The following is a 20,591-nucleotide window of genomic DNA, read 5'->3' on the forward strand; positions in this document are numbered from 1 at the left end:
TGTGCGAGGCTGGTCGGGTGCGCATAGCGGTGCTCGGTCCTCTCGCGATGTGGGCGGCCGACGGGAGTCCGCTCGACATCCGCGGCGTCCGCCTGCGCGGACTGCTCGCCCGGCTCGCGCTGAACGCCGGCCGGCCGGTCGGGGTAGAGACCTTGGTCGACGCGCTCTGGGGCGCCGAGGCCCCGAGCGCGAACGCGCTGCAGTCCCTGGTGTCGCGGCTGCGGGCAAGCCTGCCGGCGACCGAGTCGAGCATCTCCGTGCAGTCCGGCCCAGCCGGCTACACGCTGACCATCGGCCCGGACTGTGTCGACGCCCTACAGTTCGAGGAGCTCGTACGGCGTGGTCGCGGGCTGCTCGCGTCCGACCCGGAGCAGGCGCACACGCTCCTCACCCAGGCCGACAAGCTCTGGCGCGGCGAGGCCCTGGCCGACCTGCGCGACCTCCCGTTCGCCGCGGTCGAGGCGGACCGGCTGGCCGAGCTACGGCTGGCGGGCGCGGAGGACCTCGCCGAGGCCGCCGTCAGCTGCGGCCATGCCCGCGACCTGATCACCGACCTCGAGCAGCTCGCCGTCACCCACCCGCTCCGCGAACGCGTCCACGAGCTCCTCATCCGGACCCTGTACGCCGACGGCCGCCAGGCGGAGGCGCTGGCGGCGTACGAACGCATCCGCACCACCCTCGCCGACGAGCTCGGCGCCGACCCGGGCACCCGCCTCCGGGACCTGCACGTCTCGGTCCTCCGCGGCGACGCAGTCGACCCGGCCGCGAAGACCTCCGCCGTACCAGCTCCGGTGCCGGCGGCCCCGCGCAGCAACCTGCGTGCGCCGCTGACGAGCTTCGTCGGGCGGCGTCAGGACGTCGCCGAGCTGACCCGGCTGCTGAGCAACGGCACCCGCCTCGTCACCATGGTCGGCCCAGGTGGCGCCGGCAAGACCAGGCTGGCCACCGAGACCGGCCGGTCGCTCGTCGACCAGTCCGGCGACGGCATCTGGTTCGTGGAGCTGGCACCGCTCGGTGACGCGGCCGATGTGGCGCCGACCGTGCTGTCCACGCTCGGCGCCAGCGAGTACGTCGACCTGCCGCAGGCGCGACTGGCGCCCAAGCACATCCCGACCAGCCGGGCAGCCACCCAGCGACTCGTCGAGGTCATCGGCGACCGCCGCATCCTGCTGGTCTTCGACAACTGCGAGCACCTGGTGCAGGAGGTCGCCGGCCTGGTCGACTCGCTGCTGGCCTCGTGCCCACGGCTCCGCGTCCTGACCACCAGCCGCGAGCCGTTGAGCATCCCCGGTGAACACCTGCACCCGGTCGGGCCACTCGGGCTGCCGCCGGAGCACGCGACCACCGACGAGTACCCGGCGATGCAGCTGTTCGTCGACCGCGCCCGCGCCGTACGGCCCGACTTCCAGCTCACCGACGCCAACCGGGACGCGGTCGCCGAGATCTGCCGTCGGCTGGACGGCATGCCGCTGGCGATCGAGCTCGCGGCCGCCCGGCTGCGGGCGCTCACGCCGCTGCAGATCGTGGACCGGCTGGCGGACCGGTTCCGCCTGCTGACCAGCGGATCCCGTACTGCGCTTCCCCGACATCAGACACTGCGCGCGGTCGTGGAGTGGAGCTGGGACCTGCTGGACCCGGACGAGCAGGCCGTCGCCCGGCGACTCTCGCTGTTCTCCGGCGGCGCGACCCTCGACGCGGCCGAGCAGATCTGCAGCGACGAAAGCATCCCGCCCGAGTCCGTGCTCGGGGTCCTCGCGTCGCTGGTGGACAAGTCCCTCGTCGAGGCCGCGGCCGACGAGCGGTCCGTGCGCTACCGGATGCTCGAGACGGTCCGTGCGTACGGCGCCGAGCAGTTGCGGGCCGCGGGTGAGTACGACCGCTTCCGACGAGCTCACACGGTGTACTTCAGCCGCCTGCTCCGCAGCGCGCGGCGGAAGCTGCGGACCGGCGAGCAGATCGAGTGGATCGCGCGACTGACCGCCGACAACGAGAACCTGCTCGACGCGCTCCGGACCGCGATCGACACCGGCTCGGCGCGGGTCGCCGTACAGATGGTGGCCGTGCTCGGTGAGTACTGGACGATGGGCGGCCGCCCGGCCGAGGCGGTGAACTGGATGCAGGCGGCGCTCGCCGTACCCGGGAGGAGCGCGCCGCTGGACAAGGCCGTCGCGGTGTACCTGCTCGCGCTCGGCCGGGTGTCCACCGAGGAGGACCCGGTCACCTCGTTCCAGCAGATGATCCGCGGCCTGGCCACGGTCCGCTGGATGACCCGGCGGCACCGGATCCTCGTCGACTCCGGCATCGGCCTGTTCACCAACGCGCTGTGGGCGGCGATCCGGCGGGACAAGGCGACCTGCTTCGCCGAGCTCGAGGCCGCGGGCCGGCACCCGGATCCCTGGATCCGCAACATGGGCGTGATGACCGGTGCGATGTTCCGCGAGAACGAAGGCGAGGTCGACGAGATGGCGGCCAACCTGACGATCGCGCTCGACGGCTTCCGCGAGATCGGCGATCGCTTCGGGATGTCGATGGCGCTGCGCGGCCTCGCCGGTTACCAGGCCGGTCACGGTGAGCACGCCCAGGCGCTGGCGTCGCTGACCGAGGCGCTGCGGCTGGTCGACGAGCTCGGTACGACGGAAGGCGTGGCCCAACTGCTCGGCAGCAGTGCGCTGAGCAGGATGGAGCTGGGCGACTACGACGACGCCCGCGCCGATCTCGAGCGGGCCATGCGACTGTCCGAGGAGACCGGCTCGCGAGGCGGCCAGGCGATGGCCAACCTGGGGCTCGCGCGGCTGGCGCAACGCACCGGCCGCCTCGACGAGGCGAAGGAACTCGCGGAGCGCGGCTACGCGATGCTCGACCCCGTCGCGGAGCGGGTCGCGCCGCACGGCCAGGCCACCTTCCTCTCGCACCTGAGCCGGGTGTACGCCGCCCTCGGCGACGTCGAGAAGGCGCAGCAAACTGGTCGCGAGGCGGTCCAGCTGGCGCTCAGCACGGAGGACATGCCGGTCGCGGCGGGCGTCCTGGAGAACTCGGTCGACGCGTTGGTGCTGGCCGCCGGTCACCGGACCGCCGACCTGACGGCGGCCGCCCGCGCCCTCGGACTCGCGGCCGCGATCAAGGGCAGCCGGGCGATCCCGGATGCCGACGTGCAGCGCAATGTCGACGTACTGCGTGATGCCCTGGGCAACGAAGCGTACGAGACGGCGTACGGCGAAGGCGCCGCCCTGACCCGCACCGACGCCATCGCCGAACTGCGGAAGCGCTACACCGATTAAGCGGTGATCAGCTGGACGGCCAGCTCGCGCAGGGAGTTCTGCACCTGCTGCTCCGGTGGCCGCGGCTCGGTCAGCATCCAGTCGTGCACCACCGCGTTCACCGCGCCGAAGAACGCCAGCGCGAGGAACCGGAAGTCCTTGCGCTTGATCTCGCCGCGCTCGACCGCGGTGTCGCCGAGGTCGCGGACGTTGCCGATCAGCAGTTCGCGGAACGCGTTGCGCTGCTCCTCGACCGCCGGGCTGGCGCCGACCACCTCGACGAACGTGATCCGGGCCCGCCGGAGGTCGGCCATGATCGTCTTCAGGTACGAGTCGACGGCCGCGGCGATCCGTTCCCGGACCGGCCGGTCGGCGGTCCGGCGGAGCGCGTCCCCGGTGCTCCGGACCGCCAGCTCGATCACCTGCGCGTGCACCGCGAGCAGCACGGCTTCCTTGTTCTGGAACTCGTGGTAGAAGTGCCGGGTGGACACTTTCGCCTGTGTACACAGGCGTTCCACGGATGTCGCCGGATAGCCTTCGGTCCCGAAGAGCTCGAGCGCGGCGGCCAGCAACCGTTCCCGGCGCGCGGCCTTCCACTCCTCGACTGACCGCCCGGAATAACGGCGTACGGAGGGTTCCCTCATCACACCTCTTGTCGCTACCCCGTGCCAGATGCCGGACATCCTATCCACCCCTCGGCGCAGGCGTAACCGGGTCACTCCAGCTTGGTGTAGCCCTTGGTGCCGTCGATCAGTTCGCGGATGATGTCGAGGTGGCCGACGTGCCGCGCGGTCTCCTCGATCATGTGGCACAGGACGTACCGCAGCGACGCCGCGCTCTCCGGCGGACGGCCCTGCTCGACGGCCTCCAGCGGCAGTTCGGCGGCGGTGGCGTTGGAGCGGCGGCACTCCTCGTCGTACTCGTCGAGCAACTGGTCGAGCGGTACGTCGTCGACGAACATCTCCGCGTCGACGTGGCCGCCCTCGGTCCACGGGGTCTGCCCGGTGTCCGGGACGCCGGCCATCCCGAGCTGGAACCACGAGTACTCGACCCAGCGGAGGTGGGCGACCAGCCCGGCCGGGGACATCAGGGGCGAGGTCGGCAGCACCTTGCGGTGTGCGTCCTCCTCGCTGAGCCCGGCGCACTTCATCCGGACGAAGGAACGTTGCAGGTCGAGCCACCCGATCAACTGGGTGCGCTCGTCGGCGGTCAGCGGCGGACGTTCTACTGTTGTCATGAGCCACGCACCGTACCGGTCGTCTTTGTGCACGCACCACCCATTTTCGGCGGCCGGAAACGGTTGACGGGTGCCCAAAGTCGGCTTGCGGCACCTGCGACGGACCGGAGCGCCGTACCGGGAGATCGCGGCCAAGTTCGACCTCGAGGACTACGAACTGGAGGCTTTGGTGCGCCCGCACATCCGGCCGCCCGTTCTCCGCAGGACCCGGCATCGTGAGCCGCAGGTCGAGGGGTTGTTGTGACGCGTACCGAAGAACGGGTAGTGGTCGGCAGTCACACCCGCCGCGGCTCCGGCACCCGCGTGGAGCCGCGCGGGCGGGAGAACCACTACCCGTTCTTCGGTACAGATCACCGGTCGTCGCGAATGCGTTTCGCCTTGCCGAGGGAGCGTTCCAGGGCGTGCGGGTCGACGACGTCGACGGTCGCGGTGATGCCGACGCGCTCCTTGATCCGCCGGGACAGCGCGGCCGCGGCGGTACTGCGGTCCGCGAGGTCCGGCGCCGCCTCTACCTGCACGGTGAGCTCGTCGAGCCGGCCGGGGCGGGTGAGCACGCACAGGTAGTGCGGCGTGAGGCCGTCGACGAGCAGGATCTGTTCCTCGATCTGCGTCGGGAACACGTTGACGCCGCGGACGATCATCATGTCGTCGCTCCGGCCGGTGATCTTCTCCATCCGCCGCATCCCGGGGCGCGCGGAGCCGGGCAGCAGGCGGGTGAGGTCGCGCGTCCGGTACCGCAGGACCGGGAAGGCTTCCTTGGTCAGCGTGGTGAAGACCAGCTCGCCCTCGGAACCGTCCGGCAGCACCTCGCCGGTGACCGGGTCGATGATCTCCGGGTAGAAGTGGTCCTCCCAGATGTGCAGGCCGTCCTTCGTCTCGACGCACTCCTGCGCGACGCCGGGCCCCATCACCTCGGACAGCCCGTAGATGTCGACCGCGTGGATGCCGGTGCGCTCCTCGACCTCCTGGCGCATCTGCTCGGTCCACGGCTCGGCGCCGAAGATCCCGATCCGCAACGAGGTCTCCCGCGGGTCGATGCCGCGCTCGGCCAGCTCGTCGACGATCGAGAGGAAGTACGACGGCGTGACCATGATGATCCGGGCGCCGAAGTCGCGGATCAGGTCCACCTGGCGTTCGGTCATCCCACCGGACACCGGTACGACGGTGCAGCCGAGCCGCTCGGCGCCGTAGTGCGCGCCCAGCCCGCCGGTGAACAGGCCGTAGCCGTAGGCGACATGACACACGTCCCCGCGGCGCCCGCCCGCCGCGCGGATCGACCGGGCCATCAGGTCCGCCCAGGTGTCCAGGTCGCGCTGGGTGTAGCCGACCACGGTCGGTCGCCCCGTGGTCCCGGACGACGCGTGGATCCGCACGACATCGGTCCGGGGGACCGCGAACATCCCGAACGGGTAGTTGTCCCGCAGGTCCTTCTTCGCGGTGAACGGCAACCGGCCGAGATCCTCGAGGCTCTGGAGGTCCCCGGGTTTGAAGCCGACCGCGTCCAGTGCGGACCGGTAGTGCGGCACGTTCTCGTACGCCCGCCGTACGGTTGCCTGCAGCAACGACAGCTGCCGGGCCCGGAGTTCGTCGACCGACAGCCGTTCGCCGGCGTCGCGCAGGTCCTCGGGGCAGGGTTCGCCGAGCATCGAGCACTCCTCAGGGACGGGTCAGCAGGGTCGCGATGCCCTGGCCGACGCCGATGCACATGGTGGCCAGCGCGTACCGGGCGTCGCGGTGGCGGAGCTCCAGGGCCGCGGTCAGGGCGAGGCGGGCGCCGGACATCCCCAGCGGGTGCCCGAGGGCGATGGCGCCGCCGTTCGGGTTGACGTGCTCGGCGTCGTCGGGCAGGCCGAGTTGCCGCAGTACGGCGAGTGACTGCGACGCGAACGCCTCGTTGAGTTCGATCACGTCGACGTCGGACAACGCCACCCCGGTGCGGTCGAGCAGCTTGCGTGTCGCCGGCGCCGGCCCGATCCCCATGATCCGCGGCGGCACTCCCGCCACCGCGGTCCCCACCACCCGAGCCAAGGGTGTGACGCCGTACTCCTCCACCGCGTCCCCACTCATCACTAGCAAGGCCGCCGCCCCGTCATTCACCCCGGACGCATTCCCTGCCGTAACAGTTCCAGGCGATCGGAAAGGAGTCTTCAGACCTGCAAGAGCTTCGAGAGATGTCTCGCGCGGGTGCTCGTCGCTGTCGACCACGGTGACGCGCTTACCAGGCACGTCGACCGCAACGATCTCCTCCGCCAGCCGCCCGTTCGCCTGCGCCTTCGCGGCCCGCTGCTGCGACCGCAGCGCGAACAGGTCCTGGTCCTCCCGGGAGACGCCGAACTCCGCCGCGACGTTCTCCGCCGTCTCCGGCATCGAGTCGATCCCGTACTGCGCCTTGAGCGCCGGGTTCACGAACCGCCACCCGATCGTGGTGTCGAACACCTCTGCCTGGCGCGAGAACGCGGTGGTCGCCTTCGGCATCACGAACGGCGCCCGCGACATCGACTCCACCCCGCCGGCCACGACGATGTCGTTGTCCCCGGCAATGATCGACCGGGCGGCGTACGCGACCGCGTCCAGCCCGGACCCGCAGAGCCGGTTGATCGTCGTCCCGGGCACGGAGTCCGGGAGTCCGGCCAGCAGCACCGCCATTCGCGCGACGTTCCGGTTGTCCTCGCCGGCCTGGTTCGCGCAGCCGAGGACCACGTCGTCGATCCGTGCCGGGTCGAGCGCCGTCCGGTTCATCAGCGACGAGACCACGTGCGCGGCCAGGTCGTCCGGCCGGACCGCCGACAGCGCACCGCCGTACCGTCCGATCGGCGTCCGTACACCGTCGACCAAGTACGCCTCACGACTCATGACTCTCCTCCGGCGGGATGATCGTGCCTGACAACTGGCGGCTGCGGCCGCGGAACTCGGCGACCACCTCGTCGCCGCGGGTGACCGTCACGTCGTAGATCGCGTTCCGGCCGAACGTGGTCCGCTCCCGGGCCTCGGCGACCAGCACGTCGCCGCGCCGGGCCGGGGCCACGAACACGATGTCGCAGGCCTGCGCGACCGTGACCTGGTTGCGCGAGTTGCAGGCGAACGCGAACGCCGAGTCGGCGAGGGTGAACACGAATCCACCATGCGCGATCCCGTGCCCGTTGACCATGTCCTCGCGCACGGTCATCTCGAGCCGCGCCCTGCCCTCGGCGACCTCGACGAGCTTCATGCCCAGCCCGGCGCTGGCGGTGTCCTCCGCCCACATCGCCGCCGCCACTCTGGCCGCCACATCGTCCATGCGCTCGCCCAATCCGGAAAGAAGCTTGTGACACTCTGGTCCCGGTCGCGTCAACGACTGTAACATCGCAGACATGACCACGGACCTGCTCTCCTCCCACCGCGAGCGCCTCGACGGCGCGCTGACGGCGATCCGCGACCGCGGCTACCACTCCGCGTTCCCGGAGTCGCCCAGCCCCCGGGTGTACGGCGAGACCGCGGCGGCCGACGGCAAGGCGGCCTTCGAGGCCCGGCTCGGTACGACGTACCCGCTCGACGTCCCGGGCTCGCGCGGGACGGTCGTCACCGAGCAGTCGCCGTACGGGATCGCCCTGGACGTCTCGTACCCGCGGATGGTCGAGGACGGGCTGGACGAACTGCTGGCCGCGGCCCAGCAGGGGCTCGCGGACTGGCGCCGGGCCGGGGTCGACGGGCGCACCGGGGTGACGCTGGAGATCCTCGACAGGCTGCACAAGCGCGTGTTCGAGCTGGCCAACGCGGTCCAGCACACCAGCGGGCAGGCGTTCGTGATGGCGTTCCAGGCCGGCGGCGCGCACGCGCTGGACCGGGCGCTGGAGGCGGTCGCGTACGCGTACGAGGAGATGAACCGCTACCCGGCGACGGCCACCTGGGAGAAGCCGGCCAAGGGCGACCCGATCCGGATGGAGAAGACGTTCACGGTCTCCGGCCGCGGGGTCGCGCTGGTGATCGGCTGCAACACGTTCCCGACCTGGAACTCGTGGCCCGGCCTGTTCGCGTCGCTGGTGACCGGCAACGCCGTCGTGGTGAAGCCGCACCCGCTGGCCGTCCTGCCGCTGGCGATCACCGTCGAGGTCTGCCGCGAGGTGCTCGCCGAGGCCGGGTTCGACCCGAACCTGGTCACCCTCGCCGCCGAGCGGGCCGGTGACGGCCTCGCCAAGCCGCTCGCGACCCGGCCCGAGGTGAAGCTGATCGACTTCACCGGCGGCACCGAGTTCGGCGAATGGCTGGAGCAGAACGCCACCCAGGCGACGGTCTTCACCGAGAAGGCCGGCGTGAACGCTGTCATTGTCGACTCGACCGACGCCTTCAAGGCGCTCTGCAACAACCTCGCCTTCACCCTGAGCCTGTACTCCGGCCAGATGTGCACCACCACCCAGAACCTGTTCGTCCCGGCCGCCGGCATCGAGACCGACGAGGGCCACAAGTCGTTCGAGGAGGTCGGCGCCGGGATCGCGGGCGCGATCGCCAAGCTGCTCGGCGACGACGCCCGCGCGGTCGAGATCCTCGGCGGCATCGTGAACCAGGCCGTGATCAGCCGCCTCGACCTGGCCCCGGAGTTCGGCGAGGTCGTGCTCGAGTCGCGCGCGATCCAGCACCCGGCGTTCCCGGAGGCGGTCGTCCGGACGCCGACGCTGGTGGCGATCGACGCCAAGGACGCCGAGGTCTACGGGCGGGAGTGCTTCGGCCCGGTCTCGTTCCTGGTCCGGACCGCGGACACCGCGCAGTCGATCGAGCTGTTCCGGTCCACGGTGACCGAGGGCGGCGCGATGACCGCCGGGATCTACTCGACCGACGCCAAGGTCCTCGACGAGACCCGCGACGCGGCCCTCGACGCGGGCGTCGCGCTGTCGGAGAACCTGACCGGGAGTGTGTTCGTGAATCAATCGGCTGCTTTCAGCGATTTCCACGGCACCGGGGCGAATCCGGCGGCCAACGCGACATACACCGACGGCGCATACGTTGCGAGTCGCTTCCGCGTCATTCAATCTAGGCGACATGTCTGAGGCCCTGGATTCCACAAGTCTGACCGAAACACTCGCGTACTACGACAGCTGGCTGGCCTTCAACCAGCGGTACCTCCGGGTGCCCGGGGTCCAGGTCGCGGTGTACGCCGGCGACGCGCTCGCGTTCTCGGCGGCGTACGGCCGGGCGGACGTCGAGAACGACGTACCGCTGACCGACCAGCACCTGTTCCGGATCGCGTCGCACTCGAAGACGTTCACCGGCACCGCCGTGTTCCAGCTGGTCGAGCAGGGCCGGCTCCGGCTCGACGACAAGGTGGCGCAGCATGTCACCGAGATCGTCGGGACGCCGATCGGCGAGCGGACCGTGCGCGAACTGCTGGCGCACGCCGGCGGTGTGACCCGCGACAGCCTCGACGCCGACTGGTGGCAGCTGGGCAAGTCCTTCCCGGACCGCGAGCAACTGCTGGAGGTACTGCGGCACGATTCGTCGGCCGTGATCGTGGAGAACGAGCGCTTCAAGTACTCGAACATCGGGTACGGCGTCCTCGGCCTGGTCGTCGAGGCGGCGAGCGGGACGCCGTACAACACCTATGTCCAGACCGCGATCGTGGACAAGCTCGGGCTGGCCGGTCTCGGTCCGGAGCTCGACCCGGCGCGGAGCGCGGAGTACGCCGCCGGGTACAGCGCGCTGACGTACGCCGACACACGCGTCCCGATCGAGCACGTCGACACCCGCGCCCTGGCCTCGGCGACCGGGTTCTTCGGGAACGCGCGCGACCTGGTCACGTACTTCTCCGCGCACCTGCCCGGCGACGACCGGCTGCTCTCGGACAAGTCGAAGCGCGAGATGCGGCACCCGCTGTGGACCACCGGGAAAGACGAGAAGGCGCGGTACGGCCTCGGCCTGGCGGTGACGAAGGTCGGCGAGCGGGAGGTGTTCGGGCACGGCGGCGGGTACCCGGGGCACATCACCCGCACGCTGGTCGACCCCGAGCAGCGGCTGGTGGTGTCGGTGCTGACGAACGCGATCGACGGCCCGGCGTCCCAGCTCGCCGAGGGTCTGTTCCGGCTGCTCGACCTCGCCGGGTCGAAGGACCGCGGCGACGGCGGCGACCTCGCGCGCTTCACCGGGCGGTACGCGAACCTCTGGGGCGTCACCGACGTCGTGCAGCTCGGCGGCCGGCTCTACGCGACCGACCCGGCGTCGCCCAACCCGGCCGAGGAGCCGCAGGAGCTCGAGGCGGACGGCGACACGCTGCGCGTCACCGGCGGCAACGGCTACGGCGCGTACGGCGAGTCGTACCGCTTCACGTTCGACGCGACCGGCACCGTCGAGTCCGTCCGCGGCTCCAGCGGTCTCAGCCTGTACCCCATCGACACCTTCACCCTGGGAACCCGCGTTACCGTGGCCCCGTGACCATTCACGGCGACCATCCGTTCCTGCCGCCCGAGTCCGAGCGGAGTCCGGTACGGCGGCTGCGTGGCCGGCTGCCGTCGCCGGTCGGGTTGTGGACGACGGCGTACGACGGGAAGCGCGCCGGGCTCACGGTGTCGTCGATGCTGGTCGCGGACGGCGAGCCCGGGTACGTGATCGGGCTGCTGGACCCGGACTCGGACCTGTGGGAAATGTTGCGCGAGGCAAGGACCGCGGTGGTCGCGCTGCTCGGTGAGCCGCACCGGCAGCTGGCCGACGCCTTCGGGTACGTCGCCCCCGCGCCGGGCGGACCGTTCCGGCTGATCGACTGGACCGACACCGAGTGGGGCCCGGCGCCGGCCGGCGTCAGCACCTGGGCGGGCTGCACTCTCGTCGACCAGGACCCGCCCGAGGTGGGCTGGGGCCTGCAGGTCCAGCTGGAGATCGCGCACGTCGAGTTCGGCCCGGACGACGTACCAGCCCTCGTCCACCGCCGCGGGCGGTACTCGACGGTCTAGCCGACCGGGGTCAGTCGAGGTCGGCGACCCGCTCGACGGCGGCGGTCTTGCCGGCCACGATCAGGACGTCGCCCTTGTGGACGACGGTCTCCGCGGTCGCGTAGGTGAAACCCTCTCCGGGCCGCTTGATGCCGACGACGGTGACGTCGTACTTGCTGCGCAGCCGGCTCTCGCCGAGCGGCAGGCCGTCGGCTTCGCGCGGGGCGATGGTCTTGATGATCGCGTAGTCGTCCTCGAACTGGATGAAGTCGAGCATCCGGCCGGTGACCAGGTGCGCGACCCGTTCGCCCATGTCGTGTTCGGGCAGCACGACGTGGTGCGCGCCGACGCGCTCCAGGATCCGGGCCTGCTGGTGATTCAGTGCCTTCGCCCAGATGTTCGGGACCCCGAAGTCGACCAGCAGCGAGGTGGTCAGGATGCTCGCCTCGAGGTTGTTGCCGATGCCGACGACGGCGCGTTCGAAGTCCGGTACGCCGAGTTGCCGCAGCGCCTCCTCGTCGGTGGTGTCGGCGACCGCCGTGTGCGTCAGGTCGTCCGAGATCAGCTGCACCTGGCGTGGATCGGCGTCGAGCCCGAGGATCTCGTACCCCCGCCGGGCGAGCTCGCGTGCCAGCGAGCTGCCGAACCGGCCCAGCCCGATGACGACGACGCGGGACGGGTTCTTGGGGCGCTGTGGGTCAGCCAACGACGGGTCGCTCCTCAGGTAGTTCGTAGCGGCGAGGGCGTTCACGCAGCGCGAGCGCCGAGGCCATGGTGATCGGCCCGAGCCGTCCGATGAACATCAGGGCGACCAGAACCAACTGCCCGGCCACCGGGATCTTGGCGGTGATCCCGGTCGACAGACCGACCGTACCGAACGCCGAGACCGACTCGAAAAGCACCTCGTCCAGTCTGAACGACGTCATCGCCAGCAGCGCCACGGTGCCGATCATCACCACGGCGACCCCGAGGAGCGCGACCGTCAGCGCCTGCCGCTGGAGGTCGGCGGGCAACCGCCGGCCGAGCACGTGGACGGTCGGCTCGCCGCGGATCTCGGCGAGGATGACGAAGCCCAGCAGGGCGAAGGTGGTCACCTTGATGCCGCCCGCCGTACCCGCGCTGCCGCCGCCGATGAACATCAGGACGTCGTTCATCAGCAAGGTGGTGGGTTCGAAGTGCGCCAGGTCCAGGCTGTTGAACCCCGCCGTGCGCGGCATGACCCCGTGCGACAGCCCGGCCAGCAGTTTGTGGTGCAGATCGAGACCGCCGAGGGTGTTCGGGTTCCGCCACTCGGTCAGCAGGACGCCGACCGTGCCGACCGCCAGCAGGACGCCGTACATCAGCACTGTCACCCGGGTGTGCAGCGACCAGCGCCGGCCGCGGCGTTCCCGCCGCCGCAGCACCTCCGCGATCACCGGGAAGCCCAGACCGCCGACGATCACCGCGACGATGATCGGGAACAGGATCAACGGGTCCGTGGCGAAGCCGATCAGGTTGTCGCTGTACAGGGCGAAGCCGGCGTTGTTGTACGCCGACACGGCGTGGAACACCCCGAGGTACACCGAGCGCCAGAACGACTCGTCGTACCCGAACCCGAACCGCAGGGCCAGCAGCACCGCCACCGCGGCCTCGACGATCAGGCTGAGCCGGATCACGCCGAACACGACGCTGCGAACGCTCCCCAGCCCGAGCGCCTTCGTCTCCGCCTGGGCGAACAACTGCATCCGCATGCCCATCCGGTGCGCCACCAGCATCGCCAGCACCGAGGCCAGGGTCATCACACCCAGCCCGCCGATCTGGATCAGCCCGAGAATCACCGCTTCACCGAACCCGGACCAGTACGTCGGCGTGTCGACCACGATCAGGCCGGTGACGCAGACCGCCGACACCGCCGTGAACAACGCCGTCACCAGCCCGGTCGGCTCCCCGCTCGCAGCGGAGACCGGGAGCATCAGCAGCACGGTCCCGACGATCGTGGCCAGCGCGAACCCGGCCACCACCACCTGGCCGGGGTGCCGCCACTTCATCCGGTCCTCCGTCGGTCGGGATCCACCGGAGGGCAGCTTAGCCGCGGCGTAGCGCAGACCCGTTTCAGCCGCTGAGTTCTTGGATCCGTTCCGCCTGCTCGCTCTGGAGTTCGATGCCCTGGCCGAGGAAGTCGCGGATCGTCTCCAGTTCGGCCAGTGTGTACTTCGCGAGTCTCGCGGAGCCGAGCTTCTCCAGTGGCCCGTAGATCTCGGTGAGGCGTCGTACGGCGAGCGGCGTCGCCGTGACGAGGACTCGGCGCCGGTCGGCGCCGTCGCGGGTGCGGCCGGCGTACCCGGCCTTCTCGAGCCGTTCGATGCCGGCCGTCATCGCGGCGGGGCTCAGCCCTGCCTCGATCGCGAGCTGCCCCGCCGGCAGCGGTCCGCCGCGGGCCAGGACACCGAGGCAGACCAGGTCGGTGCGGTTCAGTCCGAGGACGGCGGCCGCGGCCGCGTCCACGCGATCGGTCGCGTCCTGGAACCGGGCGACCGTCTCGGTGATCTCCGCGATCAGGGATTGTTTCGACACTCGAAAGATTCTACCATCGAAGAGAACCTTTCGATCATCGAAACAATCTGGAGGATGTCGTGGCTGTAGAGGGACTGCCGGGATGGCTGAAGCCGGTGAACCGCCTGGTGAAGGTGTTGCACAAGCTCGGCCTGCGGCCCGGGACCATTCACCTGCTGTCCGTGCCGGGCCGGTCGAGCGGGCAGTTGCGCACCACCCCGGTGTCGCCGCTGACCGTGGACGGGCGGCGGTACGTGCTGAGCCCGGCGCCGCAGTCCGACTGGGTCCGAAACGCGTCCGCGGCCGGCTGGGGCGTGCTGACCCAGGGCCGGCGCAAGCAGAAGGTCCGGCTCGAGCCGCTGCCCGACGTACGGGACCGGGAGAAGGTACTGCGCGCGTTCCCGATCGAGGTGCCGCACGGCGTGCAGTTCTTCCTCAAGCTCGGCGCCGTGACCGGACCCACCCCGGACGAGTTCGCCGCGGCCGCCCCCCGATCGGTGGTTTTCGAGGTCATCCCGGTCTGAACGCGTCTAGTGTGTGGCCATGCGAGCCACGGTGATCCACGGAGCGTTCGACGTTCGCCTGGAAGAGCGCCCGGACCCGAAGATCGAAGGGCCGGGCGACGCGGTGGTCAAGGTCGTTGCCTCGTGCATCTGTGGCTCCGACCTCTGGCCGTACCGCGGCGAGAACCAGGTCAAGAAGCCGCGGCCGATCGGGCACGAGTTCGTCGGCATCGTGGAGGAGGTCGGGGGCGAGGTCCGCACGGTCAATCCCGGCGACTTCGTGATCGCGCCGTTCGTGGTGGGTGACGGGACCTGTCCGCACTGCCTCGCCGGCTTCCACACCGCCTGCCAGAACCTGGTCGGCTACGGCAGTGGCAAGGCGGACGGCGGACAGGGGGAGTACGTGAAGCTGCCGTACGCCGACGGCACGCTGGTCGCGACGCCCGAGCCGCCGGACGACGCGATGGTCCCGTCGCTGCTGACGCTGTCCGACGTGATGGGCACCGGCTGGCATGCGGCGCGGTCGGCTCGAGTGAAGCCCGGCGACACCGTGGTGGTCGTGGGTGATGGTGCGGTCGGGCTCTGCGGCGTCCTCGCGGCCTCGCGGATGGGGGCGGAACGGGTCGTCGCGCTGTCGCGGCACGCGCCCCGGCAGAAGCTGGCGAAGGAGTTCGGTGCCACGGACATCATTGCCGAGCGCGGCGACGCGGCGCGGGACGCCGTACTCGAGCTGACGAAGGGAGTCGGCGCGGACGCGGTCCTCGAATGCGTCGGCACCAAGCAGTCGATGGAGACCGCCTTCGAGGTCGCGCGGGCCGGCGCGACAGTCGGCTTCGTCGGCGTACCGCACGGGGTCGAGGTGCCGATCGGGACCATGTTCGGGCGGAACGTCGGCCTCAACGGCGGTGCCGCGCTGTGCCGCGCGTACCTGCCCGACCTGATGAACGACGTGCTGTCCGGGGCCATCGACCCGGGCAAGGTGTTCGACTCCGAGCTCCCGCTCGCGGACGTCGCCGAGGGGTACGCCGCGATGCACGAGCGGCGGGCGATCAAGGTGTTGCTGCGTCCCTGACGTTTCGCGCAGTCCGGCTGCGCGGAGTGCCCGGCCGGACCACGAATGTGCGCGCTCTCACACTGTCAACCCGCGCGGGGTCACGGCTGCGCAACGCGACTGCGCGGAGCGTTGACACCCGGCGTGCCGCGTGACAACAGTTGGGCCGTCAAGGGGGCATCGTTGTCACAGGCGGCTCCAGCAACCGATCGGAGAGTGAATCATGCGTGGTGGTCTGAGCAAGACCCTGGCGCTGATGGGCGCGGCGGGTCTTCTCGCGGTCAGCGCCTGCGGGAACAGCGACGACGGCGGCGGTGGCGGGGACTCGGCGGCGAGCAAGGACGTCACGGTCTTCACCTGGTGGGCCGACGGTGGCGAGAAGGCCGGTCTGGACGGTCTGGTGTCGACGTTCGCGACCGAGTGCAAGGACTACAAGTTCGTCAACTCGGCCGTCGCCGGTGGCGCGGGCTCGAACGCCAAGCAGGTGCTGGCCAACGACCTGCAGGCGGGTAAGCCGCCGTCCACCTTCCAGGCGCACGCGGGCGCCGAGCTGCGGGACTACATCAACGCCGGTCAGGTCGACGACGTCAGCGGCCTGTACAAGGAGTTCGGGCTGGACAAGGCCTTCCCGCAGAACCTGATCGACAACCTCACCGTCGACGGCAAGATCTACTCGATCCCGGCGAACGTGCACCGGGCGAACGTGGTCTGGGCGAACCCGGCGGTGCTGAAGAAGGCGAACCTCGACGCCGCCACGGCGCCCGCGTCCATCGACGCCTGGATCGCCGACCTGACCAAGCTGAAGGCCGCCGGGGTGACCGCACCGCTGGCGATCTCCAAGGGCTTCGCGCAGGAGATGCTGGTCGAGGCCGTGCTGCTGGCCGAGCTCGGCCCGGACAAGTTCACCGGTCTGTGGGACGGCAAGACTGATTGGGCCGGCGGTGACGTGACCGCGGCGCTGAACAAGTACAAGACGCTGCTCACGTTCACCAACAGCGACCGCGAGGCGATCGACTGGCCGGACGCGCTGGGCTACGTGAACAGCGGCAAGGCCGGGTACACCCTGATGGGCGACTGGGTCGCCGCGCAGCAGCTGGCCGACAAGGTGCCGGACACGGCGTACACCTACTGGCCGTCGCCGGGCACCGCGGGCTCGTTCCAGTTCCTCGCCGACTCGTTCACGCTGCCGACCAACGGGCAGAACCCGGAGGGCGCGAAGTGCTGGCTGAAGGTCACCGGCTCCGCCGAGGGCCAGAAGGCGTTCAACACCAAGAAGGGCTCGATCCCGGCCCGTTCGGACGCGAACCCGGCCGACTACCCGAAGTACCAGCAGAGCGCGATGGCGGACTGGAAGAAGGACAAGATCGTCCCGTCCTGCGCGCACGGTGCGGCCTGCACGCTGGGACAGAACAACGACATCCTGTCCGCGATCAGCCAGTTCAGCGGCAGCCCGGACGTCGCCAAGCTGCAGTCGGCACTCGGCGCCGCGATGAAGACGAGCTGATGCGACACCCGTTACCGGCAGGGGTGGAGGACTGACAAGTGCACGGAAGAATTCGCACCTGGGGACCCGGTGCCCTGGTGCTGCTGCCGACCGTGCTGCTGCTCGGGTACTTCGTCTACGGCTTGATCGCCTGGTCCTTCAACACCTCGCTGACGGACCGGCACACCGCTCGCAAGGGCCCGGCCGACTACGTCGGGTTCGAGAACTACGGGAACCTCTTCACCGAGGAGCGGTTCCTCAACTCGCTGAAGAACCTCGGCGTGCTCACGGTGGCGTTCATCGTGGGCACGCTGATCTTCGGCGTGCTCTGGGCGCTGCTGCTGGAGAAGGGGGTGCCCGGCGAGTCGGTCTTCCGGTCGATCTACCTGTTCCCGATGGCGATCTCGATGATCGCCTCGGGCGTGGTCTGGGGCTGGTTGCTGAACCCGTCCGAGGGCGAGGACGCCCGTGGGCTGAACCGGCTGTTCGAGATCCTCCATCTGGGCTTCCTGGAGAATCCGTGGTGGACCGCGGGCAGCCGGTGGACGACGATGCTTTCGATCGCACTACCGGCGATCTGGCAGCTGTCCGGGTACATCATGGCGTTGTTCCTGGCCGGCTTCCGGGGCATCCCACCGGAGCTGCGCGAGGCGGCCCGGGTGGACGGGGCGTCGGAGTTCAAGCTCTACCGGCACGTGCTGTTCCCGCAGTTGTCGCCGATCGCGCTGTCCGCGCTGATCATCCTCGGGCACATGTCGCTGAAGCTGTTCGACCTGATCTACGCGATCACGGGGCCGAACCAGTTCCGCACCGAAGTACCCGCGGTCTACATGTGGAACACGTTGCTCCGCAGCGACCAGGCCAAGGCGGCCGCGATCGCGATCGTGATGCTCGCGGTCGTCGCCGTCCTCGTCATCCCGTACGTCGCCTACACCGTCCGGCAGGAGAGTGACGAATGAGCGCCGAGACCGCGGCCGCGACCGGGCAGGCCGCCGCGGCGATCCGCCGGAAGCCGCAGAAGCGCGGGGTGATCGCGGACGGTTCGACGCGGCGCAGCCGGACGGTGCGTTACATCCTGCTGCTGCTCTTCCTGCTGTTCGTGCTGATCCCGGTGTACGTCGTCCTGATCACCAGCTTCAAGACCTCCAGCGACACGACGGCGGCCTCGCAGTGGAACCTGCCGAAGGAGTGGACGCTGGAGCCCTGGCGCAAGGCCTGGGACGTGCTGCAGCCGTACATGATCCGGTCGCTGTCGCTGGCGGTCCCGGCGGCGATCATCTCCTCGATGATCGGGTCCGTGAACGGGTTCGTGCTGGCTCGCTGGCGGTTCCCGGGGGCGAACTTCGTGTTCGCGTTCATCCTGTTCGGGATGTTCATCCCGTACCAGGCGGTGATGCTGCCGCTGCGGACGACGTTCACCGAGCTGGACGTCACCCGGGGCGTGCCGACGCTGATCATCGCGCACTGCATCTACGGCATCCCGATCTGCACGCTGATCTTCCGCAACTACTACGCCACGATCGTGCCGAACGAGATCATCGAGTCGGCCCGGGTGGACGGCGCCGGGCTGGTCCAGACGTACGCGCGGATCATCCTGCCGATCTCGATCTCCGGGTTCGTGGTGACGCTGATCTGGCAGTTCACCTCGGTCTGGAACGACTTCCTGTTCGCGCTGTTCCTGACGCAGCAGAACAACGGGCCGGTGACGCTCGGCCTGGCGGCGCTGGCGGGCGGCCAGAAGGTCGACTACGCCGCCTCGATGGCGGGGGCGCTGATCACGTCGTTCCCGACGCTGCTGGTCTACATCCTGCTCGGCCGGTGGTTCATCGGCGGGCTGATGGCCGGTGCCCTGAAGGGCTGAGCCGGCCGGTGGTGCTCCTGACGGCCCGTGCTCGGACGAGCACGGGCCGTCGTTCTCCGAGTTGTCCACAGGACGCGCGCAGGGGACTGCGGCGGAGTGCGAACGGACGGTAATCTCACGGAGGTGACCAAGTCTCCTCGTGGACGGGACGGGCGACCCAGCCATCTCCGGCTGGTCGGCTCGGAGCCCGGCGAACCGTGCGTACCGGCGGCGGGTGTCGATGTCGACACCACGCCGAGCGTCGCCGTGCTGGAGACCCTGCTGGAAACGCTTGCCCTCGACATGGCCGCGGTGCCGGCCGCCCTGCATCCGGTGATCGCCGAGGCGTCCGTGGCGCGCTCGGCGGCGATGCTCGCCGACCAGCTGTGGCCGGCCGGGCGACCGGACGAGATCGGCGAGGTGGAGCGCTTCTTCTGGGCCGACGCGGCCCGGGTGCTCGGTGAGCGCCGTGATCCCGAGTCCTTCGTCCTGCTGACCAGCCTGGCGCGGACCGTCGGTCCCGCGGGCCGGCTGCCGCTGCAGCGCGCGCACGTCTCCCGGCTGCGCACCCAGGACGAGGTTCCCGAATGGGTCACGCGGATCGCGGGCTTCCGGCTGACCAGCGCGATCGTGTCCGAGGACATCACCGGTGACGGGCTGAGCGTCGTGCTCGACTACGACGACGAGCAGCACCCGCACACCCTGGTGGTGTTCATCGACAACAACATCGGCGCGATCATCAAGGACGTGTTCGTCGGCCCGCCGGTGGACCGCGTCCTGGAGGCGTACCAGCGCGGCGGCCGGGTGACCATCCGGACCGTCCGCCCGCCGATCGCGGCCGGGATCATCCTGCAGGCGCTCGGCGAGACCCGCGACTACGACGACCCTCCGGTCAGCGAGGACTTCGAGTTCTTCACCGGCCTGCTGGTGAACCGGCTGACCCAGATGCCGGAGCGCCCGGTCCGGCCGCCGATGCGCCCGCTGCTGTCCCCGCGGCAGCGCGAGCAACTGGTCGAGGAGTTCCTCGCGTCGCGGTTCGCCGCCGGGTTGCCGGCCGACGCCCCGGACATCGTCCGGCTGTGGATCGACCACGCCGTCGACCACACGGTGGGCGGCCCGCTGCGGGTCAGCGCCGTCCTGGTCGAGCTCTTCCTGTCCCAGTGGTTGCCGCGCAAGGTGCTTGCCGACAGCACCTACTTCGACGCGGTGCCGGTGGTGGTGAAGGCGTGGCTCGAGTTCGCCGGCGAGCGGACCGAGCTGCCGCTGGACGTCGTCGACGAGGCGGTGGACGCGGTCGACGTCTGGCAGCCGGCGCTCGAGGCCGCCGCGATGATCGACCCGGTCGGCTCGAAGCCCGGCGAGCGGGTCTTCCTCGACGACACCACCAACGACCTCGAGGACGCGTACCGCGCGCTGGCCGGCCTCGGTTCGCCGCCCCAGCCCGACCTGACCGGCCTCGACAACCACCAGGCCGCCACGCTGTCGGTGCTGGCCCCGCACGCCTGGTTGATGGCCGGCGAAACCCTCGGGACGGCGTACGCCCCGGACGCCTTCGACATCGCGGAGCGGCTGGTCCGCGACGCCCCCGACCTGCTCGCGAAGGCCCGCCTCTCCACCTGGCCGCGCGCCATCGTCTGGCTGATCGCCCACCGCCACTGCCTGGTCGGCCCCGGCGAGCAACTCACCCCCTACACCCTCGCCACCGACCTCTCCTCGTCCCCCGCCACCCTCCGCAAAACCGCCAAACTCCTCACCGACACCCTGATCCTGCCCCGCTGACGCAAAGTCCCAAGGG

The 20,591-nt window shown here is 70.2% G+C and carries 19 protein-coding genes; 11 read left to right on the forward strand and 8 right to left on the reverse strand.

Annotated features, from left to right (window positions below):
- Window positions 1–17: 17 nt before the first annotated feature.
- Window positions 18–3,278: a BTAD domain-containing putative transcriptional regulator gene (locus ABN611_RS13580; protein WP_350280212.1), complete on the forward strand. Its 3,261-nt coding sequence runs from the start codon at window positions 18–20 to the stop codon at window positions 3,276–3,278.
- Here ABN611_RS13580 and ABN611_RS13585 read toward each other — a convergent pair.
- Window positions 3,275–3,901 carry a TetR/AcrR family transcriptional regulator gene (locus tag ABN611_RS13585; protein ID WP_350280213.1) on the reverse strand — a complete coding sequence of 209 codons (627 nt, stop codon included), beginning with the start codon at window positions 3,899–3,901 and terminating at the stop codon, window positions 3,275–3,277. The genes ABN611_RS13580 and ABN611_RS13585 overlap by 4 nt on opposite strands.
- A gap of 71 nt (window positions 3,902–3,972) precedes the next feature.
- Window positions 3,973–4,494 carry a DinB family protein gene (locus tag ABN611_RS13590; protein WP_350280214.1) on the reverse strand — a complete coding sequence of 174 codons (522 nt, stop codon included), beginning with the start codon at window positions 4,492–4,494 and terminating at the stop codon, window positions 3,973–3,975.
- A 70-nt stretch (window positions 4,495–4,564) separates the two neighbouring features.
- On the opposite strand from ABN611_RS13590, the gene ABN611_RS13595 reads away from it, so the two are divergent.
- Window positions 4,565–4,738: a hypothetical protein gene (locus ABN611_RS13595; RefSeq protein WP_350280215.1), complete on the forward strand. Its 174-nt coding sequence runs from the start codon at window positions 4,565–4,567 to the stop codon at window positions 4,736–4,738.
- A gap of 106 nt (window positions 4,739–4,844) precedes the next feature.
- On the opposite strand, the gene paaK is transcribed toward ABN611_RS13595, so the two are convergent.
- The 3 genes from paaK to paaI are packed head-to-tail and all read right to left on the reverse strand — an operon-like array spanning window position 4,845 to window position 7,771.
- Window positions 4,845–6,140 (reverse strand): phenylacetate--CoA ligase PaaK, encoded by a 1,296-nt coding sequence (gene paaK / locus ABN611_RS13600; RefSeq protein WP_350280216.1) that lies wholly within the window; start codon window positions 6,138–6,140, stop codon window positions 4,845–4,847.
- A gap of 10 nt (window positions 6,141–6,150) precedes the next feature.
- Entirely contained in the window at window positions 6,151–7,347 is a 1,197-nt protein-coding gene (gene pcaF, locus ABN611_RS13605; protein ID WP_350280217.1) for a 3-oxoadipyl-CoA thiolase, read from the reverse strand.
- Entirely contained in the window at window positions 7,337–7,771 is a 435-nt protein-coding gene (paaI, locus tag ABN611_RS13610) for a hydroxyphenylacetyl-CoA thioesterase PaaI (RefSeq protein ID WP_350280218.1), read from the reverse strand. Before paaI ends, pcaF begins: the two co-directional genes overlap by 11 nt.
- A gap of 73 nt (window positions 7,772–7,844) precedes the next feature.
- Between paaI and paaN the strand changes: the two genes are divergently transcribed.
- The 3 genes from paaN to ABN611_RS13625 are packed head-to-tail and all read left to right on the forward strand — an operon-like array spanning window position 7,845 to window position 11,408.
- Window positions 7,845–9,515 (forward strand): phenylacetic acid degradation protein PaaN, encoded by a 1,671-nt coding sequence (gene paaN / locus ABN611_RS13615; protein WP_350280219.1) that lies wholly within the window; start codon window positions 7,845–7,847, stop codon window positions 9,513–9,515.
- Entirely contained in the window at window positions 9,508–10,893 is a 1,386-nt protein-coding gene (locus tag ABN611_RS13620; protein WP_350280220.1) for a serine hydrolase domain-containing protein, read from the forward strand. The genes paaN and ABN611_RS13620 overlap by 8 nt, the downstream gene beginning before the upstream one ends.
- Window positions 10,890–11,408 carry a flavin reductase family protein gene (locus ABN611_RS13625; protein WP_350280221.1) on the forward strand — a complete coding sequence of 173 codons (519 nt, stop codon included), beginning with the start codon at window positions 10,890–10,892 and terminating at the stop codon, window positions 11,406–11,408. The genes ABN611_RS13620 and ABN611_RS13625 overlap by 4 nt, the downstream gene beginning before the upstream one ends.
- Window positions 11,409–11,418: 10 nt before the next feature.
- Here ABN611_RS13625 and ABN611_RS13630 read toward each other — a convergent pair whose 3' ends face one another.
- From ABN611_RS13630 to ABN611_RS13640, 3 genes are all read right to left on the reverse strand, one after another.
- The gene (locus tag ABN611_RS13630) at window positions 11,419–12,093 is read right to left on the reverse strand and encodes a TrkA family potassium uptake protein (protein ID WP_350280222.1); all 675 of its coding nucleotides are present in this window, start codon (window positions 12,091–12,093) and stop codon (window positions 11,419–11,421) included.
- The gene (locus ABN611_RS13635; RefSeq protein ID WP_350280223.1) at window positions 12,086–13,414 is read right to left on the reverse strand and encodes a potassium transporter TrkG; all 1,329 of its coding nucleotides are present in this window, start codon (window positions 13,412–13,414) and stop codon (window positions 12,086–12,088) included. Before ABN611_RS13635 ends, ABN611_RS13630 begins: the two co-directional genes overlap by 8 nt.
- Window positions 13,415–13,478: 64 nt before the next feature.
- Window positions 13,479–13,940, reverse strand: coding sequence for a MarR family transcriptional regulator (locus tag ABN611_RS13640; RefSeq protein WP_350280224.1), 462 nt, complete (start codon window positions 13,938–13,940; stop codon window positions 13,479–13,481).
- Between the two features lie 59 nt (window positions 13,941–13,999).
- On the opposite strand from ABN611_RS13640, the gene ABN611_RS13645 reads away from it, so the two are divergent.
- The 6 genes from ABN611_RS13645 (at window position 14,000) to ABN611_RS13670 (ending at window position 20,575) form a co-directional block, all read left to right on the forward strand.
- Window positions 14,000–14,443 carry a deazaflavin-dependent nitroreductase gene (locus ABN611_RS13645; protein WP_350280225.1) on the forward strand — a complete coding sequence of 148 codons (444 nt, stop codon included), beginning with the start codon at window positions 14,000–14,002 and terminating at the stop codon, window positions 14,441–14,443.
- Between the two features lie 19 nt (window positions 14,444–14,462).
- Window positions 14,463–15,494: a zinc-dependent alcohol dehydrogenase family protein gene (locus tag ABN611_RS13650; protein ID WP_350280226.1), complete on the forward strand. Its 1,032-nt coding sequence runs from the start codon at window positions 14,463–14,465 to the stop codon at window positions 15,492–15,494.
- A gap of 202 nt (window positions 15,495–15,696) precedes the next feature.
- Window positions 15,697–16,977 carry an ABC transporter substrate-binding protein gene (locus tag ABN611_RS13655; protein ID WP_350280227.1) on the forward strand — a complete coding sequence of 427 codons (1,281 nt, stop codon included), beginning with the start codon at window positions 15,697–15,699 and terminating at the stop codon, window positions 16,975–16,977.
- A 38-nt stretch (window positions 16,978–17,015) separates the two neighbouring features.
- On the forward strand, window positions 17,016–17,915 hold the full coding sequence (locus ABN611_RS13660; protein ID WP_350280228.1) for a sugar ABC transporter permease: 900 nt from the start codon (window positions 17,016–17,018) through the stop codon (window positions 17,913–17,915).
- A complete protein-coding gene (locus ABN611_RS13665; protein WP_350280229.1) occupies window positions 17,912–18,817 on the forward strand; it encodes a carbohydrate ABC transporter permease in 906 nt (301 codons plus the stop codon). The genes ABN611_RS13660 and ABN611_RS13665 overlap by 4 nt, the downstream gene beginning before the upstream one ends.
- A 123-nt stretch (window positions 18,818–18,940) precedes the next feature.
- The gene (locus tag ABN611_RS13670; RefSeq protein WP_350280230.1) at window positions 18,941–20,575 is read left to right on the forward strand and encodes a hypothetical protein; all 1,635 of its coding nucleotides are present in this window, start codon (window positions 18,941–18,943) and stop codon (window positions 20,573–20,575) included.
- The last annotated feature ends 16 nt before the right edge of the window (window positions 20,576–20,591 follow it).

The sequence above is a fragment of the Kribbella sp. HUAS MG21 genome (assembly GCF_040254265.1).
Taxonomy (GTDB): domain Bacteria; phylum Actinomycetota; class Actinomycetes; order Propionibacteriales; family Kribbellaceae; genus Kribbella.

Coding starts and splice junctions, on each gene's coding strand:
- ABN611_RS13620 (WP_350280220.1), top strand. CDS start 9,508: ATGTCTGAGGCCCTGGATTCCACAAGTCTGACCGAAACACTCGCGTAC.
- paaN (WP_350280219.1), top strand. CDS start 7,845: ATGACCACGGACCTGCTCTCCTCCCACCGCGAGCGCCTCGACGGCGCG.
- paaI (WP_350280218.1), bottom strand. CDS start 7,771: ATGGACGATGTGGCGGCCAGAGTGGCGGCGGCGATGTGGGCGGAGGAC.
- ABN611_RS13585 (WP_350280213.1), bottom strand. CDS start 3,901: ATGAGGGAACCCTCCGTACGCCGTTATTCCGGGCGGTCAGTCGAGGAG.
- ABN611_RS13650 (WP_350280226.1), top strand. CDS start 14,463: ATGCGAGCCACGGTGATCCACGGAGCGTTCGACGTTCGCCTGGAAGAG.
- pcaF (WP_350280217.1), bottom strand. CDS start 7,347: ATGAGTCGTGAGGCGTACTTGGTCGACGGTGTACGGACGCCGATCGGA.
- ABN611_RS13665 (WP_350280229.1), top strand. CDS start 17,912: ATGAGCGCCGAGACCGCGGCCGCGACCGGGCAGGCCGCCGCGGCGATC.
- ABN611_RS13655 (WP_350280227.1), top strand. CDS start 15,697: ATGCGTGGTGGTCTGAGCAAGACCCTGGCGCTGATGGGCGCGGCGGGT.
- paaK (WP_350280216.1), bottom strand. CDS start 6,140: ATGCTCGGCGAACCCTGCCCCGAGGACCTGCGCGACGCCGGCGAACGG.
- ABN611_RS13635 (WP_350280223.1), bottom strand. CDS start 13,414: ATGAAGTGGCGGCACCCCGGCCAGGTGGTGGTGGCCGGGTTCGCGCTG.
- ABN611_RS13590 (WP_350280214.1), bottom strand. CDS start 4,494: ATGACAACAGTAGAACGTCCGCCGCTGACCGCCGACGAGCGCACCCAG.